We start from the raw sequence: 17,518 nt of genomic DNA on the forward strand, positions 1-17,518 counted from the left end.
AGAGCATATTATCCAAATAATATTCCCCTTCTAGAAGAAAAATCATCATATAATAGCCATACATGTTTATATTGATATATACTGTGTAAAGAACTTTTTATTCTTTAAAAATGTTTCTCTTTTTCGACATTTTTTAAAGATTAAAATATGAATCCTAATCTTATAAAATGCAGCATGAATTGAAACATCAATGGCTCTTTACCATAGTCATGGTTTTGTGGCATCTTATGCAGGCAAGCTCATAATTCTCTTAAATATGCATGCAAATGCCCTCTATTCCCAAAGTTCCTCTGTGTAATATTGTTTTCAACAGAAACAAAGCTTGTTCTATAAAGCTATTTTTTTCCTAGCATTTATAGGATACATGGTTCATAAAAACATCTAAATTCATACTATTGTTGCACCATTTATTAGCAACAGAATGTTCAATCAATTTGTACTCTATTGATAGAATTTTGAAGAATCTGCGTTGTTTCCTTTGCCATTTCTGATGCGTTAAATACAATTTTGCATCTATTAAGTGCTCTGTCTAACATATATTTTAAGTAATGACAGTTGATTGTTGAACTCACACCTATCATACCAACGACTTCCAAACCAAAATGATCTTGCAAACCCTAGAGCTCTGCTATTTATAAACTGATACAATCTTCCAGCAGATGAAATGTGTTTCTTCCATCGGAATTATCTCCATTTTAGCTCATGAAACCCAGTACAAATAGCTTTTAGATAAGCCATAATGCCCTCCTAATTTCTATTATCGCTTACTAAATTAAGAGGAATTAAATTATAAGTTTTACTGTGGTATTGTGTAAAAATCTCTCTTTTTAATGTTAACATAAAAATCTTGAGGCAATTATATAAATTAAGCTACAGTTTTCTACTTTCTGTTGAAAAAGAAGATATAGTTTTTATTAAAAAAGCTTTTTTCTAGGAAAGGTTCTATGTAAATTCAAATAGAGCCCTAAAATCCAAATAGAACCCTAAAGCTCTTTATTAAACCTTATAAAGTCTTTGAAAATAATATTAATATTGTAATATAATCATAAAAACAAAATCTGCCCTTTCCTTTTTCATCAAAAGCGGTAAGTAAATTACCGTATATCACTTACATAAAGGGGAAAATGCAATGCTTAAAGAATTCAAAGAATTTGCCCTAAAAGGTAATATGATTGATCTTGCTATCGGTGTGATTATAGGGGGTGCTTTTGGTAGCTTGGTCAACTCAATTGTCAATGATATTTTTATGCCAATCATTGGATTGATTACAGGTGGAATTGATTTTTCTAATATGTTTATTCAACTTGCTGGCGAAAAACAAGCAACATTGAGTGCCGCCAAAGCAACTGGAGCAACCATTAGCTATGGACACTTTATTACTTTACTTATCAATTTTCTCATTATTGCTTGGGTGCTTTTTTTATTCGTTAAAGCTATGAACAAAATCCGTAGAAAAGAAGAAGAAAGCCCCCAAAAAACGTCTTCAGAAGAACAACTGTTAACAGAAATTAGAGATCTTTTGGCTAAGAAAAAATAATTTTATGCAAGATTTACATCATGGAACACGAGGAAAAAACATTTCCACAGTTGTTCCGTAATTGGGTTTGGAGAACAGTAAAAATTGTCCCCCTCTTTCTTCCACCATTGCTTTACACATTGGGAGCCCTAAACCTGTTCCCATAAAAGCGCTATCACCAGATCGGCCATCCTTGCGCTCTACTTGACCATAAGGTTGCAGTGCCTGTATAATCTCTTCTTCGTTCATCCCTATACCATTATCACTCACTGAAATTTTTACACGTTCTTTTCTATAAGAAACGTGAACAATAATCTGTCCACCCAAAGGTGTAAAACGAATAGCATTGGAAAGAAGATTCCATATAATCTGGCGAAACACTTGTTGTGATACAGGAATAAATGGAACATGAGGTGGAGCAACAATACGCATGATAATGCCGTTCTGATTGGCTTGAGTCTCAAGAAAAGCTATCGTCGCACGTAAACAAGATATCACATCAAATGTTTCAGAAATAAGGGAAGAATCAATCTGGTTATCGGAACCAGAATAATTTATCTTCGAGCACTCTAGTAATTGATTAATCAGCAATAATATATGTTTTCCAGAGGAAATAATATCGCGTAAATATCCATGATAGCGCTCATTTTCTATCGAACCAAAACGACCTTCTCTCATAATTTCTGCAAAACCAATAAGAGCATTCAAAGGTGTTCGTATTTCATGAACAACTCCAACGATTTTATCCTCTTCTGCTTTTTTTTCTCCTGATGGAACTGTTTGTGTCCTATCACGCAACATAACAGCATAATTTCCTTGCTTTGCCAAAAATACAATCGTTATCAAAACGGTTATATTTTTATGATTTTTCGTCATTAAATCAGCTGTTTCTCTGCGATTTAAAACCTGATTTTTTCCCTCCATGCGAATTGATTTAAAATATTTTTCAACCAAAAGTCGGCTTTGAAAAGTAAATAATGAAGAGAGTGGCTGTCCTCGCAGTTCATTTATTTCATAACCCATTAATGCTAAGGCTGCCCTACTCGCTGATTGAATAAAGCCTTCTTCATCCAACCATAAAACACCATCTGTTGCTGTATCCAACAATGATAAAACTGCAGCGGGCTCTTTTACGAGAGCTTGTTCTATAGCATTTACCGGCAATGTTTGTGCATATGGTAACTGAATAGCTGTTTCTTCAACTAAATTTTCTTCTTTTACCGATGAATTCAATTCATCACGCAATTGCTCTGCAATTTCATGAAAAGCTGAGCGTTCTATCTCCGTAAGACATGGTATTTCTGTTGCTAGCTTTTCATTTCTTTTTTCTTGGACTTTTTTTTGTATTTTTAAAACACCAAAGCCACGAAACCCTTTAAGCTGCTTTGTAACATCAAAAATTGGCAAAGCCGACAATTCAACATCAAGCCATTGTAAGCAACCATCAACAGGCCATTGAACAATCTCTTTACTCCAAGGCATAGCCGCTTCAATAAAACGACTGAGAACCAGATATCGATCATCATTAAATTGATGAGCAAGTTCATGAAAACTACACCCTAAAATAGAGGAAGAGAGAGGGCCAACAACTTCAGCTAGCTCTTTTGAGACTTCACAAAACAAACCATTGTGATCGATTTCCCACGTAAAAGGCCGTGGCAAAAGCTCTGGTGTAAAACGAAAAGCTTCTTGCTGAGATTTTAATTCATTTGTATTTAACTTTAACTCATCTGCTTTTAATGGCATAACTAAAACTAAAAAGTGTTGGATTTACTCTCAAATGAATAATGCTAATTTGTTTACAATTATCTGTTCTGGTTAAAATAACTTGATATCTCATATAAATTGTCTGTAGCAAAATTTTGACTGTTTCATCAACAAAACAAGAATAAAAAGAAGCTTCCAGCTCTTGTTGCTTATTCACCCATTATGTAATAAATCTTGTTACAATAATGGTAACATCTCCCTCGCATAAATAGTACTCAAAAAGAATACACTTATTTTACACATTCATGCGCCTTTTTTGAAAAGATATCTCCCAAGATCCCCAAGCTTATTTTACGACGTCATCTGTAAATGGTGTAATGTAAAAGTCCCTATAGAGGATATCAAGGCATTGTGCATTACCATTTTTATACTTATAAAAGAGCTGGTTAGCACCATCATTATACTAATTTCAGCCCCTAATGTTACCAATAGTTCTTGGCATTTGAAGGCATTCATACAAAGATCTTTCTTTCATTAGAATCGCTACAAAAGAACAAACAAAAAATATACCACCGCACTATTTTATTAAAAATTTTCTCTGTAAAAAAGAGAACACAAATTATCTGTCTTCATATAAAGATTTGTTTAATTTTTTTATATTCCAGATCATTTAGAAATGTTAAAATATCTCATAATCTCCTTTGATATCAGCTTGTTTACCTCATCAAAAGTCTTAATACAAAAGATCGCTTTTGCTTTATTACTCTCCATTTAAATTTTTAATATTATATAAAAAAATAAAACAAGCACATTTAAATAATAACTGTCAGATATTTAAAAAATTGCATATTTTTAAATGCGTTTGTTTATTTTCCTTCATTGAGTAAAATTTCACGTTTTCCAACATGATTAGCGGCTCCAACAATGCCTTTTTCTTCCATCCGCTCGACGAGAGAAGCTGCTTTATTATAGCCGATTGAAAGTCGGCGCTGAATATAAGATGTTGAACATTTTTTATCACGCATAACAATTTTTACAGCTTGGTTATAAAGTTCCTCACCCTCTTCATCAAAATTTTCTTCCTCAGAAATTTCAGCCGCTGAATCAGCAGAAGTATCCTCTTTGTTATCGTCTTCATTATCCGTTACCGTTGCCAAATAATCAGGTTTTCCTTGCATTTTAAGATGTGCAACGATGGATTCAACTTCTTCATCTGAGACAAAAGGTCCATGAACGCGCACAATGCGTCCACCACCAGCCATATGAAGCATATCCCCCTGACCTAAAAGCGTTTCAGCACCTTGTTCACCCAAGATCGTACGACTATCAATTTTTGACGTTACTTGAAAAGAAATGCGGGTAGGAAAGTTTGCTTTAATTGTACCGGTGATAACATCAACAGAAGGACGTTGCGTTGCCATAATAAGATGAATACCTGCCGCACGCGCCATTTGCGCTAAACGCTGAATGGCATTCTCTATCTCTTTCCCTGCCACCATCATAAGATCAGCCATCTCATCAACAATCACAACAATATAAGGAAGCTGCGTGAGATCCATGGCTTCTTCATGATAAAGCATTTCCCCTGTTTCCTTATCAAAACCCGACTGAACAGTACACATGATCGTTTCGCCTTTTTGAGCTGCAAGTGCAACGCGTGCATTAAAACCATCAATATTACGCACACCCAACTTAGCCATTTTGCGATAACGCTCTTCCATTTCACGAACCGCCCATTTTAAAGCTGTTACTGCTTTTTTGGGATCTGTGACAACGGGTGTTAAAAGATGTGGAATGCCATCATAAACAGAAAGCTCTAACATTTTAGGATCAACCATGATCAAACGACACTGCTTTGGTGTCATACGATAAAGAATCGACAAAATCATTGTATTAATTGCAACAGACTTGCCTGATCCTGTTGTTCCTGCAACCAATAAATGAGGCATTTTTGCTAATTCTGCAATGACCGGTTCACCATTAATCCCCTTCCCCAAAGCAAGAGCAAGTTTAAATTCACTTTCACGAAAAGAACGTGTTTGGATTAATTCCCGTAAATAAACGGTTTCACGAACCGCATTGGGTAACTCAATCCCGATAACATTACGTCCAGGAATTACAGCAACGCGTGTAGAAATAGCAGACATAGAACGCGCAATATCATCAGAAAGATTAATAACGCGCGATGACTTTACGCCCGCGGCTGGTTCAAATTCATACATTGTTACCACTGGCCCTGGATGAACATGGATAACTTCACCCTTAATGCCAAAATCTTCCAAAACACTTTCCAAAAGTCCAGCACCACGTTCTAATGTTTCTTGAGGAATCATCGTACCTTCATGAAAAACAGGTTCCTGTAATAAGTTGATCGGAGGAAATTCATAAACATCACAGTCAATAGATTGAATATTTTGCATAAAAGCAGAATCATAATTACCTAATGGCATACGAGTAGATTGTAATGTTTTAGTTTTACTGTTTGCTTGCATCACAGAAAAATCTTTTGAATTCTTTGTGACGGCTTTGTTTATACAATCAACAGTATTATTGGCGACAGTATTATTGCTATTTTCAGTCTCTATACTCGCCCCTGCATCGCTTAACGCCCCTGTATTACTTAACGTATGAGCAGAATCTTCAACAGAAAGCTTAGAATGACTCTCTTTAGTAGTATCATTATTTGTATGCATTAAATCAGAAATTTTCTCAACGCCTCGCATCCTTTCCGCTGGAGATTCTGATGTAATTGAATCATAGAGTTGTGGAAAGCGGTATTCAAGAACACGGTAAAGAGCCGTTATTGACTCATCAAAGGCTGTGGGAATATCCGGTGTAATTTCATTTGTCGTATCAATTGATATTCCATCCTCTTTTGACGTTTGAGTCTCCACATGTTCAAATATCAAAGATTCACACTCAAAAAATGCATCATCGGAAAGATGCAAAGCAGGTTTTATTTTTTGTAGCACATTTTCCACTTGTAATTTACGTTCTTGTTCATCCTCCTCAAGTGGAATATTTGCTGACGGCATATGAATAGCTTGTCGTGACAACTGCTTCAGAACCGTTGAATGACAAACTGATGTTTTATTCTCTATTGATTGAGGATTAATGACTTTTTTTGTCGAAAGAATATTGGTTGTTTTCTTGTTACAACGTACAATATCTGTATCTGTAATTTTTTTTTGATCTTGCTTCGTAAAAATTTTAAACTGTTTTGCAAAAACTGGATCTGTTTCTATACGACGACGCAAAATCTCAACTTCTGGGGTTCTCGTGAAACGGACGTTTTTTCCGAGGGCAAATGCCTTTTTCCACACTTCCGGATAAGGAAATATCTCAGTAATCTTAACAGATAAATCTTCTCTTGATGCACCTTCCGTACTATCATCAGAAAAAGAAGACGTAGAAATAGATTTTGTTTTCGAATTATGCATGGCACCCAACAAATTTATAGCAATGAGAAAAATAACCTTTTCAAAAAGAATTCGTAGAAACTATCATACGAAGGTTAATAACCTTTTGCTGATGGTTACTTTTTAATGAAAAAAATAATGCCATAATGCATATTCATAATCTGCCTTTTGCATATTTACGATATAAATTGCTCAGTTTATGGTGTCATAGAGCTCGTATTTCATTTGTTTTGAAAAAAACTTCATGATAAAAAAGCTTCAAGAAAATTGTCTATGCCTCTCTATTCTCTCCCTTTTCATAAAAGAAACTAGTCTCAATAATACAATAAGCATTGCTCTATTGAATTCTCCATGCTCAATTATCACGATATAATCTAATTTCTCGCGTTTTTATAAGATTACCCTTGTTATCCTCGTTTAAAAAGGCTTAGACTAAGACAATCATAATTACATAAATACAAATAGAAAAAAGGGAGTGAATTATGTTTAATAAACGGAAATTTTATATCAATGGTCTATGGGATGAGCCAAGCATTCCTCACGATTTTGACGTCATTAATCCATCAACAGAGGAGGCTTGTGCTGTCATTAGCCTTGGAAGTACAAAAGATGCCGATAAAGCAATTAATGCGGCTAAAGAAGCGTTTCAAAAATGGAAAACAACGTCACCAAATGAGCGTCTTGGATTTGTTGAAAAAATTCTAGAGATCTACGAAAAACGTTCCAAAGACATGGCAAAAACCATTTCAATGGAAATGGGAGCACCGATTGATATGGCGCTTAATGCGCAAACTGCAACCGGAAGTTCCCATATTCGCAATTTTATCGAAGCTTATAAAGAGTTTTCGTTCCAAGAAACTTTAATAAAGGGAAATGAGCAAGCAATCCTTCACTACGATCCTATCGGCGTCGTAGGATTAATTACGCCATGGAATTGGCCCATGAATCAAGTAACTCTTAAAGTTATTCCTGCTCTCTTGGCTGGCTGTACCATGGTGTTAAAGCCCTCTGAAATTGCGCCTCTTTCTGCTATGCTTTTTGCTGAATTTTTAGATGAAGCCGCACTTCCAGCCGGTGTTTTTAATTTAATCAATGGTGATGGTGCGACTGTCGGCTCTTACCTCTCTGCACATCCAGATTTAGAAATGATCAGCTTTACTGGTTCAACTAGAGCAGGAAAAGATATTTCTAAAAATGCCAGCGCTACTTTAAAAAGAGTCTGTCTGGAACTTGGTGGAAAAGGAGCGAATATTATCTTTGCTGATGCCGACTCAGATGCTATTCAACGTGGTGCACGACATTGCTTTTATAATAGTGGACAAAGTTGTAATGCACCGACTCGTATGCTTGTGGAACAGAGCATCTATGACAAAGCCATAAAAATAGCCAAAGATATTGCAGAAACAACAAAAGTAGGACCAAACTGCCAAGAAGGAAATCATATTGGACCTGTCGTTTCAAAAAAACAATATGATAAAATTCAAGATCTTATCCAATCGGGAATTGATGAAGGTGCAACTCTTGTTGCAGGCGGGACTGGTTTACCAAAAGGAATGGAACGCGGTTATTATGTCCGTCCAACAGTCTTTGCTGATGTAAAACCTCATATGCGTATTTTTAAAGAAGAAATCTTTGGTCCAGTTCTCTCGATTCTTTCTTTTAGTACAGAAGAAGAAGCCGTCGCTTTAGCGAATGAGACTGAGTATGGTCTTACAAACTATATTCAATCGCAAGATCGCAACAAATGTCGTCGTATTGCGGCACAAGTACGCTCTGGTATGGTAGAAGTTAATGGACATGGATTACCCAGTGGAAGCTACTTTGGAGGTGTAAAATTTTCTGGGCGCGCTCGTGAAGGAGGACATTGGGGAATTAAAGAATTTCTCGATAGTAAAGCAATTTCGTACTGGTAAAATCTTATTAAAAACTTAATAGGAATCGTATGGTAATACAGAAAATAACGGATGAAGGTGCTCTTGGGCAACGTCTTGATCAGTGGCTCGCAAAACAATATCATGATGTGCTCTCGCGTTCGCGTTTGCAAACCCTCATCCGTGAAGGCTGTCTTAAAATTGATGGTCAATTCATAAAGGAACCAAAAACAAAATTAAATCCTAACCAAATAATTGAATTGGAAATGCCTGACCTTCGTGATGCAGAACCTAGCGCTGAAGCCATTGCATTGGACATTCTTTTTGAAGATGATCATGTCATTGTTATTAACAAACCAGCTGGTCTTGTTGTTCATCCTGGGAATGGCAATTGGACCGGTACATTGGTTAATGCCCTTATTTACCACTGTGGGAATAGTTTATCTGGTATAGGTGGTGTTAAACGCCCTGGCATTGTCCATCGTCTTGATAAAAATACAAGCGGTGTTATGGTTGTTGCAAAAAATGATCTAGCTCATAAAAGTCTCAGTGCTCAATTTTCTGATCATGGACGTACCTGCGCATTAGATCGACGCTACCATGCCTTGATTTGGGGAACACCTCAGCGCAATGTCTGGACAATTGATGCATCACTTGGCCGTTCGCCCCATAACCGGACAAAGCAAGCTGTCATCCATAACCAAAACCCTTATGCTCGTCATGCTGTTACACATGTTTCTCTGCTTGAAAAATATGGCTCTCATGCAGACTCAACATCTTTTGCTAGCCTTCTGGAATGTCGCTTGGAAACTGGACGCACCCATCAAATCCGTGTTCATATGACTCATATTGGGCATCCACTCATAGGCGATACAGTTTATGGAAACGCTTTTAAAACAAAATCAAACACATTCAACCCCACTATTAGAAATGCAATCGATCAATTCAACCGACATGCACTCCATGCTGCAAGTCTTACTTTTGAACATCCTTCTACCGGTAAAGTTATGTCGTTTTCCGCACCACTGCCTCAAGATATGGCTAAACTTATTAAACTTTTTAAAAAAATGAATTGAAACTTTTCCCCTTCTCAAGATTTCACAATAAAATATCTTTTTTTGAACAAAATTGAAAAATATGCTAGAGTGAGGTTATGAGGATAGTTAGCTATCTAAAACATAGAATTTGCCTTATCAGGGAATTCAAACAAAAGGAGGGTGCTATATGGCCCATATGAATTTATTATCAGTAATGACAGGTGATGGTGGTTTAAACCGTTACTTGGAAGAAGTGCGTCATTTTCCAATGCTTGAGCCAAAAGAAGAATATATGTTAGCTCAGCGTTACCGTGAGCATAATGATCTAAAAGCTGCGCATAGGCTAGTAACCAGCCATTTGCGTCTCGTAGCTAAAATCGCGATGGGATATCGGGGCTACGGACTTCCCATTGGGGAAGTCATTTCAGAAGGCAATGTTGGACTCATGCAAGCTGTTAAACGTTTCGAACCAGAGCGGGGTTTTCGTCTTGCAACCTATGCAATATGGTGGATTAAAGCATCAATCCAAGAATATGTATTGCGCTCTTGGAGTTTGGTGAAAATGGGGACAACAGCTAATCAAAAGCGTTTGTTTTTCAACCTTCGTAAGTTAAAAAGTAAACTTCAAGCACTTGATAGTGGCGATCTCAATGCAGAACAAGTGAAAAAAATTGCAATCCAGTTGAATGTCACAGAAGATGAAGTTGTATCAATGAATCGTAGGCTTGGTGGTGACACTTCACTCAACGCACCAATTCGAACAAAAGAAGGGGAAAACAGTGAGTTGCAAGATTGGTTGGTGGATGAATCTAACGATCAAGAACAAATTTTAATTGAAAAAAGTGAATTAGAAAATCGCCGTTCCATGCTCATAAATGCCATGGACAATCTCAATGAACGCGAAAAGCGTATATTTAAAGCGCGTCGTTTAAACGATGTACCACTAACCCTAGAAGAACTCTCTGGTGAATTTAATATTAGTCGAGAACGAGTAAGACAAATTGAAATGCGTGCATTTGAAAAAGTGCAAAACTCTATCAAAGATTCTACTTTATCTCAAGGTCAAGTATAAAACCTAGAGTTAAGTATAAAGCCAATGGTTTGCACATTCTTTAAATGTGAAAATGAAAAAAAGCATGCCTTGGCTTTATACTTGTAAATTAGCCTATCGAATTCTTTAAGTTATTGATATGTAAAGCTTTATTGAATATATTTGGTATATAATTGATAAAGACGGTCGTAGAAAATTCTTCACAGCCGTTTATTTTTTTGCATCTATGTTTTATTTTTTTGACCAAGAACTGTTAACTTATCTTGTTGTGCAAGCCATTGTCCAATAACTTCATTAAAAATAGACTTACCTGTTGGTCCTTTTGCAAAGGTTAATTCACTTATACGCCCGTTTTTATCCGTTAACACCAAACGCATCCAATCTAATTCTCGCATCAATTGTAAATTTCGATCAAGAAATGGATGATTACCACTCAATGCGACAAGAAAAAAGTCATCGTTAATCTTTGCAGCAATGGTTCTTGTTAAAGCCTGTCCAATGGATTGTTCACTTGCTTTAAAGGTTAATGCTTGAACATTGCTTATAGCTTTACCTGAAAATTTATCAGAAAGAATAAAAACAAGGTCCATAATATATGCAGCAGGAAATGACTGATCGGTATTACGACGTAAAATTAACCGTAATGATACCCCTTCATCAGGAATTGTTATATCACCTTGTATAGTTGTTTCTTCTGGAGCCCCCTTCACTTGAGATTCTTTTATAAGCGTCCAGCGAGCACTTCCCGTTGCTATCTTTTCTGCATCATAATTTGTACGTGCTTGATAGAAAACAGCTTCACCTGATTTTTCAAGCGATTGCAAATTGCTATCAACAACTGTTGAGAGTACTTCTTCATCCGAAGAATCTATCGCTTGTTTTAAACCAACATCAATTTCACTTCCATCCTCTAATAAGCGTTGTGTTAACTTTCTCTTAATTGGAAATGCCTTTGGTACTCTGTGAGAAGCTTGAAGATTTTCTTCTAAAAACTGATGATCATTTGATACAAATACACGCTCACCAACAAAAAAAATACCAACAATTAAAACAACAAAACTAACAACAGAAACAGCACTTATTACAATACGCCTTTGCACTAACGATTTATTAGCACGACGTAAAGCCTGAGAAAAAATGTGCGAAACAATATGCGAATTATCTTCCTGCGAAGGAGAAATCTTTAACACACTGCTATTAACATGCTGAGAAGGCACATCAGCCTCCATATTAACAGGCTCTGCATCTGGTATATCGGATACACAAAGCTCATCAAATACCTTGTTATCCTTTGAACGCGTAACAAAATCCTGTTTTCTTTTTATATTTACCTCTGAAAATTCATTATTCTTTGGTAATATAGTTTTTTTTGTATATTTCTTATCTTCATTTATATTTGTGGGATTCCACCCAATAACTGAAGAAAGCCGCTTCTTTTCAACTGCTAAATATTCTCCTTCAACAGTTGCAATAGAACTTTGAAGAATCTTTCTCTGTTCATCCGCTATTGCTTGTGGTATTTTTGCTGTTAAAAATTGATGTTCTAGTGTTTCGGTAGCACGCTTATAAATCCGCTTACGCACTTGTGGTGTAATATTATTTTGTGCATTAATTGTCTTTTTTAAGATTCCAACGAAATCTACCATTTCCTCTATAATCTCTCTTAAACTGAGAAAAAATCAATAGTAAAGCCAAAAAACTTTATTTTAGCCTTCTAAATTGATTGCCATTTAATATTGGTACAACTATCGCAATAATGTAAAATGAATATGAAAAATAAACAATGCTATTTTGCACCTTTCTCTCACGTGCTCTTAAAAACTTTTTTTGTAAAAAGAGACAAAAACGCACAGAGAACATATATAGAAATCTAAAAATAATAATCAATTAACAAAGGGATCCGTAATAAGAATAGTATCTTCACGCTCTGGACTTGTGGATAATAAAGCCACTTTTGTATTAATCAGTTCTTCAATATAGCGTATATATTTAATAGCCTGCACTGGTAAATCTTCCCACCTCAATGCATGTGCTGTTTCTTCCTTCCAACCTTCTAATGTTGCATAAACAGGCTTCACCCGATCCTGAGCTCCCATGGAAGAAGGTAAATAATCAATTCTTTTACCATCAAGCTCATAACCAATACAAATTTTTATTTCATCCAAACCATCTAAAACATCAAGTTTTGTCAATGCTATACCTTGAACACCGCAAATTGTTACCATCTGACGTACTAAGACAGCATCAAACCAACCACATCGACGCTTTCGACCCGTTACAACACCAAATTCATGTCCACGCACTCCCAGAAATTCACCAATATCATTTATCTGCTCTGTCGGGAACGGCCCTTCTCCAACGCGTGTAGTATAAGCTTTTGCAATACCCAAAACATAATGAATTGCATCAGGTCCCATCCCCGAACCTGTACATGCTTGCCCAGCAACTGTATTAGATGACGTTACATAAGGATAAGTTCCAAAATCATTATCTAATAAAGCACCTTGCGCACCTTCAAAAAGAATGTGTTTCCCTCCTCGATAACCTTCATCTAAAAGACGCCACGTACAATCCATAAAGGGCAAAATTTTATCCGCAACTTGCATCAATTCATCATAAAGTGCTCGAGAATCAATCTCTGCAACACCCATCCCACGACGCAAAGCATTATGATGCCTCAAAAGCCGCTCAATCTTAGCCATAAGTGTATCTTTTTCTGCTAAATCCATCACTCGGATAGCACGACGTCCCACCTTATCTTCATAAGCCGGTCCAATACCACGCTTTGTTGTACCAATTTTTAAACCAGATAAACCGCTTTCTCGAATTGCATCAAGATCACGATGCAAAGAAAGAATCAAAGGAGCATTTTCAGCAATACGCAAAATTTCTGGTGTGATTTTTACACCCTGATCACATAGTTTTTTTACTTCTGCAACAAAATGATGAGGGTCAACAACAACACCATTGCCTATAATTGATAACTTGCCACGCACTAAACCAGACGGTAAAAGTGATAATTTATAACTGACTCCATCAACAACCAATGTGTGGCCAGCATTATGCCCCCCCTGATACCTCACCACGATATCTGCTCGCTCAGATAACCAATCTACAATTTTACCTTTGCCTTCATCACCCCATTGTGTACCGACAACAACTACATTGGCCATAACTTTCTCCGTCGTGTTTGGTTAAAAAAACCAGCATTCAAAAACAAACACTTCTTTATAACGAAACCTTAGAGCAAGTGCGACTCCTCATTTCAGATTTTTCTCAATCTTCAAGTGATTAAATTTTCAAATTTATGATAATAAAGATAAGCAAATACCAAAATATTTTAAATCTGTTATTTTTGCTACAACAAAGTAAAAAAAATAGAGATTTTAATTTGTGCGTATCCAACACCTGACAGAGCATTCATTCTCTCTCTTAATCTTTTACAATTCACGTAATATTTAGATGCTGTCTGTCTGATACAAGAATACGAAAGATCATCATAATCTTTCGTATCCTTTTTTGTTTAAAAATACGTTGTGAAAATCACCAGTAATTATTTAAAGCTGTGCTTTTTCAACTTGGAACGCCCACTCAAGCCATTGTGTCAAAATTTCAAGATCGGAAGCCTCAATTGTTATACCCGCCCAAATTCTAAGCCCAGGAGGTGCATCGCGATACGAACCGATATCATAAGCAACCCCTTCCTCATCAAGACGTTTCACAACCGCTTTTATAAAAGATACTCGCTTTTCCGTATCCAAAGCAGTAATCACTGGATCCACAATATCTAAACAAATAGCGGTGTTAGAACGCACTTCAGGATCTTTTGCCAAATATTCTAACCATGGCGTTTTGCGAACAAAAGCATCAAGTACAGAAAAGTTTTTCTCAACCCGTGCTCTTAATGCCGCTGCACCTCCTAGAGACTTTGCCCACTTCAACCCATCAAGAAAATCCTCAACACAAAGCATAGAAGGTGTATTGATTATCTTTCCTTTAAAAATATCTTCGTTCAATTTTCCATTTTTTGTCATATAGAAAAGTTGAGGCATAGGCCAAGCTGGAACATGATTCTCAAGCCTCTCAACAGCACGAGGACTTAAAATCACCATACCATGTGCAGCCTCACCTCCCAAAACTTTCTGCCATGAAAAAGTAACAACATCTAATTTTGAAAAATCAAGATATTGCGCAAAAGCTGCCGATGTTGCATCACAAATGGTCAATCCAGCCCGTTTATGCGGAATGAAATCCGCATTAGGAATACGCACACCAGAAGTTGTCCCATTCCATGTAAAAACAACATCCCGATCAAAGTCAAGTTGTGTTAAATCTGGTATTTCACCATAAGGAGCTTCAAAACGACGCACATCAGAAAGCTTTAATTGCTCGACAACATCTTTATTCCACCCAAATCCAAAACTTTCCCACGCCGCCATATCAATGCCACGCTCACCTAATAGAGACCATAGAGCAGCCTCAACAGCACCGGTATCTGAACCGGGCATAATTCCTATACGATGATCAGAAGGAACCTCAAGAATCTCACGGGTTAAATTAACAACTTCAGCAAGTTTTAATTCTGCTTCTCTAGATCTATGTGAACGCCCAACTACTGCATTTTTAAGAACATCAAGAGTCCAACCAGGCCGTTTACTACAAGGGCCTGAAGAAAAATTAGTATTATTGGGACGACTACTTGGTTTTTGTAACATTATCATTATTTCTCCCCTTTTAGATGTTTTTTTCTTTATAAAGAAAAACAAATTATTATAAAGACTAATCAACAATCTTTTTAGAAAAAGTCAAAAATGTTGTCTATTATTTCGTATGCTTAAAATTCACGGGAACTTTATAAAAAAATCTTTCTTAATCATGCTTCTCGATTGATTCTTTTAATTTTTTTTCGTATCACCACCACGATAAGACAGCATTCTAATAACAATACACTAAAGTGTCCAATATACCTATCAAATTTATTTTATGATAGAGATTCATTGATAACGCTCTAGAATAGGGAGATAAACTTATTAAAAAATCAATTATTTTTCTTTTGATGACTGGACAGAGAAAATTTTAATGTTATAACCGCAAACGCTTTATGTTTTTTATGAAGCATGCCCAGATAGCTCAGTTGGTAGAGCAGCGGACTGAAAATCCGCGTGTCCGTGGTTCGAATCCGCGTCTGGGCACCATTTTTTGTGTTTAAAATATTGAAATATATAGTTTTTTTCTTTAAATAGCTATTTTCAGACCACCTTCTACAGTTTATATAATTTTACCTAATTTGTTCTTATTTGCTCCTTATTTTTCTTTGGAGTGAAGTCTAAGATCTCTTTTTTTCTCCATCTCACTGCTCTCCCTAGCTTATATGGCTCCGGAAACAAACCCTGAAGCACCCAATTGCGAATCGTTGTTGTGGATACACTAAAAAGCTGTGCACACTCACGTGTCGTTACATATCTATCTCCATCATCAAATATCATCTCATTACCTTTCTCTTTTTTATGTTAATTAATCCCCTCCTCGTCTTATAGGACGAGGAGATGAAATCAATTGTTTAAAACTAAGCCGCTTTCGTGACAGACTTCTGCAAACTCGGATCATAAGCTCGCAACAAAGAATCCATTCTATGGGGCAGCTCTGAATCTCCAAAATCCGTTAAAACTGCTAGAATCTTTGTAATATTTGGAATTTCATCTTGAAGTTTTAAAATCAAAGCTTTTTCTACTACGCTCATGATGTCAACCAAGGCACTACAGTCTTTGTCATCTACGTATTCACAATTGACAAACTGAGACAACGCTATCCACAAATCACATAAAAAGTCGATACTGGGATTTATTGCACACCCCCAAAGATTTATTCTCTCAAACAAGCCAATCCTCTGGATGTGATTTTCGTTGAAGGCAGCACCTTTTCTGTACCATCCGGTCTTTGAATGGTAATAGCGTGACAATCCATGAATCCTTTCTTGATCTTATCCTGATAAGGTAACAGCGGCTCCCTTGGAGCACGTCGATATACCCAGTCATGTTTACGCAAGTAATCTGTTTAATCTTTTGGTCGTACCTCTAACATCTTTGCTGCTTCAATAAGACCAAACAAACCATCAGAGCGTTTTAAACCATCCAAAGCCTTTGCTTTGGGTGCTAATTCTGAAATAACATGATCTTTTTGCTCGATTTGACTTTGTAAGTGATTTAAAAAGCCAATCATAGCTTGAGGACTTGAGTAGTCAATTTGCGGTGTTGCTACTTGTTTTTCCAATTCTTGCCACCGGTCAATGATTTTTGCTCGTAAGGCAGTGCTGTAACCAGAAACAAGAATTAGACATTCGCGTTTAAGGAGGTTATAACAAGGGCGGCTTTCACCTTTGCTATCAAGGTAATAACCACTAAAATCAACCACCCCAAATTTGGGGGCGTTAAGTTCTTCAAGCATTTTCTTGATATCGCGCATCACATGGTCATGTCTTTTACTGCACAATTCTGCAATTTCACGACTCGACATAGTCTGAGTGGTAGCACTATTAGCAGTGCTTTCTTTAATTTCTATAAGTGTGTTCACTGTGAACTCCTTGGTAATAGAGGTTTTCTATTGACACTCTAAAAGAGTGCCGGGTGCTAGAAAACACGGTACCAAGTCCGTCGTCACACCTTTCCCGTGAGGGTATTGTATAGTGTAACTACACCCGACAAGACCGTTATATGCTACAGCATATAATGAGTCAAAATCTTTAATGTTCAGAAGACTGATTATTTCGGCAACCAATCCGCTTGGTATTTTAAGGTGTTTTCTAGGCACATGATTTGACAATAGACATACTGATAGTATTTTGTCAAATAAAAAATTAAAAAATCGGCGCTTATAAACTATATCGATTTCATCAGTCAGTTCGTATTTCTTTTTTATCA

Annotated in this window: 11 protein-coding genes, 1 tRNA gene and 1 pseudogene; 5 read left to right on the plus strand and 8 right to left on the minus strand. The window is 36.5% G+C overall.

All coding sequences use genetic code 11. The annotated features are described in order from the left end of the window. Positions 1-1,129 precede the first annotated feature (1,129 nt). Positions 1,130-1,537 (plus strand): large conductance mechanosensitive channel protein MscL, encoded by a 408-nt coding sequence (gene mscL, locus ACFILD_RS09395; RefSeq protein ID WP_273790360.1) that lies wholly within the window; start codon positions 1,130-1,132, stop codon positions 1,535-1,537. 18 nt (positions 1,538-1,555) lie between these two features. Here the strand turns inward: mscL and ACFILD_RS09400 are convergent, their stop codons facing one another. Both ACFILD_RS09400 and ACFILD_RS09405 read right to left on the minus strand, forming a co-directional pair. Continuing rightward, positions 1,556-3,262 (minus strand): ATP-binding protein, encoded by a 1,707-nt coding sequence (locus ACFILD_RS09400; RefSeq protein WP_375630987.1) that lies wholly within the window; start codon positions 3,260-3,262, stop codon positions 1,556-1,558. 827 nt (positions 3,263-4,089) lie between these two features. Then, on the minus strand, positions 4,090-6,663 hold the full coding sequence (locus tag ACFILD_RS09405; protein WP_273790358.1) for a DNA translocase FtsK: 2,574 nt from the start codon (positions 6,661-6,663) through the stop codon (positions 4,090-4,092). A 461-nt stretch (positions 6,664-7,124) separates the two neighbouring features. Between ACFILD_RS09405 and ACFILD_RS09410 the strand changes: the two genes are divergently transcribed. The 3 genes from ACFILD_RS09410 to rpoH all read left to right on the plus strand — a co-directional run bounded on the left by ACFILD_RS09410 (position 7,125) and on the right by rpoH (position 10,622). Next, positions 7,125-8,555: an aldehyde dehydrogenase family protein gene (locus tag ACFILD_RS09410; protein ID WP_273790357.1), complete on the plus strand. Its 1,431-nt coding sequence runs from the start codon at positions 7,125-7,127 to the stop codon at positions 8,553-8,555. A 29-nt stretch (positions 8,556-8,584) separates the two neighbouring features. Continuing rightward, positions 8,585-9,589, plus strand: a complete 1,005-nt coding sequence (locus ACFILD_RS09415) for an RluA family pseudouridine synthase (protein ID WP_375665179.1) — start codon at positions 8,585-8,587, stop codon at positions 9,587-9,589. Positions 9,590-9,737: 148 nt separating this feature from the next. Further along, a complete protein-coding gene (rpoH, locus tag ACFILD_RS09420; protein WP_375665181.1) occupies positions 9,738-10,622 on the plus strand; it encodes an RNA polymerase sigma factor RpoH in 885 nt (294 codons plus the stop codon). A gap of 203 nt (positions 10,623-10,825) precedes the next feature. Here rpoH and ACFILD_RS09425 read toward each other — a convergent pair whose 3' ends face one another. From ACFILD_RS09425 to ACFILD_RS09435, 3 genes are all read right to left on the minus strand, one after another. Continuing rightward, positions 10,826-12,247 carry a hypothetical protein gene (locus ACFILD_RS09425; protein ID WP_375637534.1) on the minus strand — a complete coding sequence of 474 codons (1,422 nt, stop codon included), beginning with the start codon at positions 12,245-12,247 and terminating at the stop codon, positions 10,826-10,828. A gap of 237 nt (positions 12,248-12,484) precedes the next feature. After that, a complete protein-coding gene (locus tag ACFILD_RS09430; protein ID WP_273790353.1) occupies positions 12,485-13,774 on the minus strand; it encodes an adenylosuccinate synthase in 1,290 nt (429 codons plus the stop codon). A 384-nt stretch (positions 13,775-14,158) separates the two neighbouring features. Beyond that, the gene (locus ACFILD_RS09435) at positions 14,159-15,322 is read right to left on the minus strand and encodes a phosphoserine transaminase (protein WP_273790352.1); all 1,164 of its coding nucleotides are present in this window, start codon (positions 15,320-15,322) and stop codon (positions 14,159-14,161) included. 398 nt (positions 15,323-15,720) lie between these two features. Between ACFILD_RS09435 and ACFILD_RS09440 the strand changes: the two genes are divergently transcribed. Continuing rightward, positions 15,721-15,796, plus strand: a tRNA-Phe gene (locus ACFILD_RS09440). A gap of 87 nt (positions 15,797-15,883) precedes the next feature. Here the strand turns inward: ACFILD_RS09440 and ACFILD_RS09445 are convergent. The 3 genes and pseudogenes from ACFILD_RS09445 to ACFILD_RS09455 all read right to left on the minus strand — a co-directional run bounded on the left by ACFILD_RS09445 (position 15,884) and on the right by ACFILD_RS09455 (position 17,171). Continuing rightward, positions 15,884-16,087 carry an AlpA family transcriptional regulator gene (locus ACFILD_RS09445; protein ID WP_273790351.1) on the minus strand — a complete coding sequence of 68 codons (204 nt, stop codon included), beginning with the start codon at positions 16,085-16,087 and terminating at the stop codon, positions 15,884-15,886. Between the two features lie 80 nt (positions 16,088-16,167). Further along, positions 16,168-16,446, minus strand: a complete 279-nt coding sequence (locus ACFILD_RS09450) for a hypothetical protein (protein WP_375657627.1) — start codon at positions 16,444-16,446, stop codon at positions 16,168-16,170. A gap of 17 nt (positions 16,447-16,463) precedes the next feature. After that, positions 16,464-17,171: pseudogene (locus tag ACFILD_RS09455) on the minus strand (Rha family transcriptional regulator). Positions 17,172-17,518 lie beyond the last annotated feature (347 nt).

The organism is Bartonella sp. CL162QHHD (genome assembly GCF_042195435.1).
In the GTDB taxonomy this organism is placed as follows: domain Bacteria; phylum Pseudomonadota; class Alphaproteobacteria; order Rhizobiales; family Rhizobiaceae; genus Bartonella.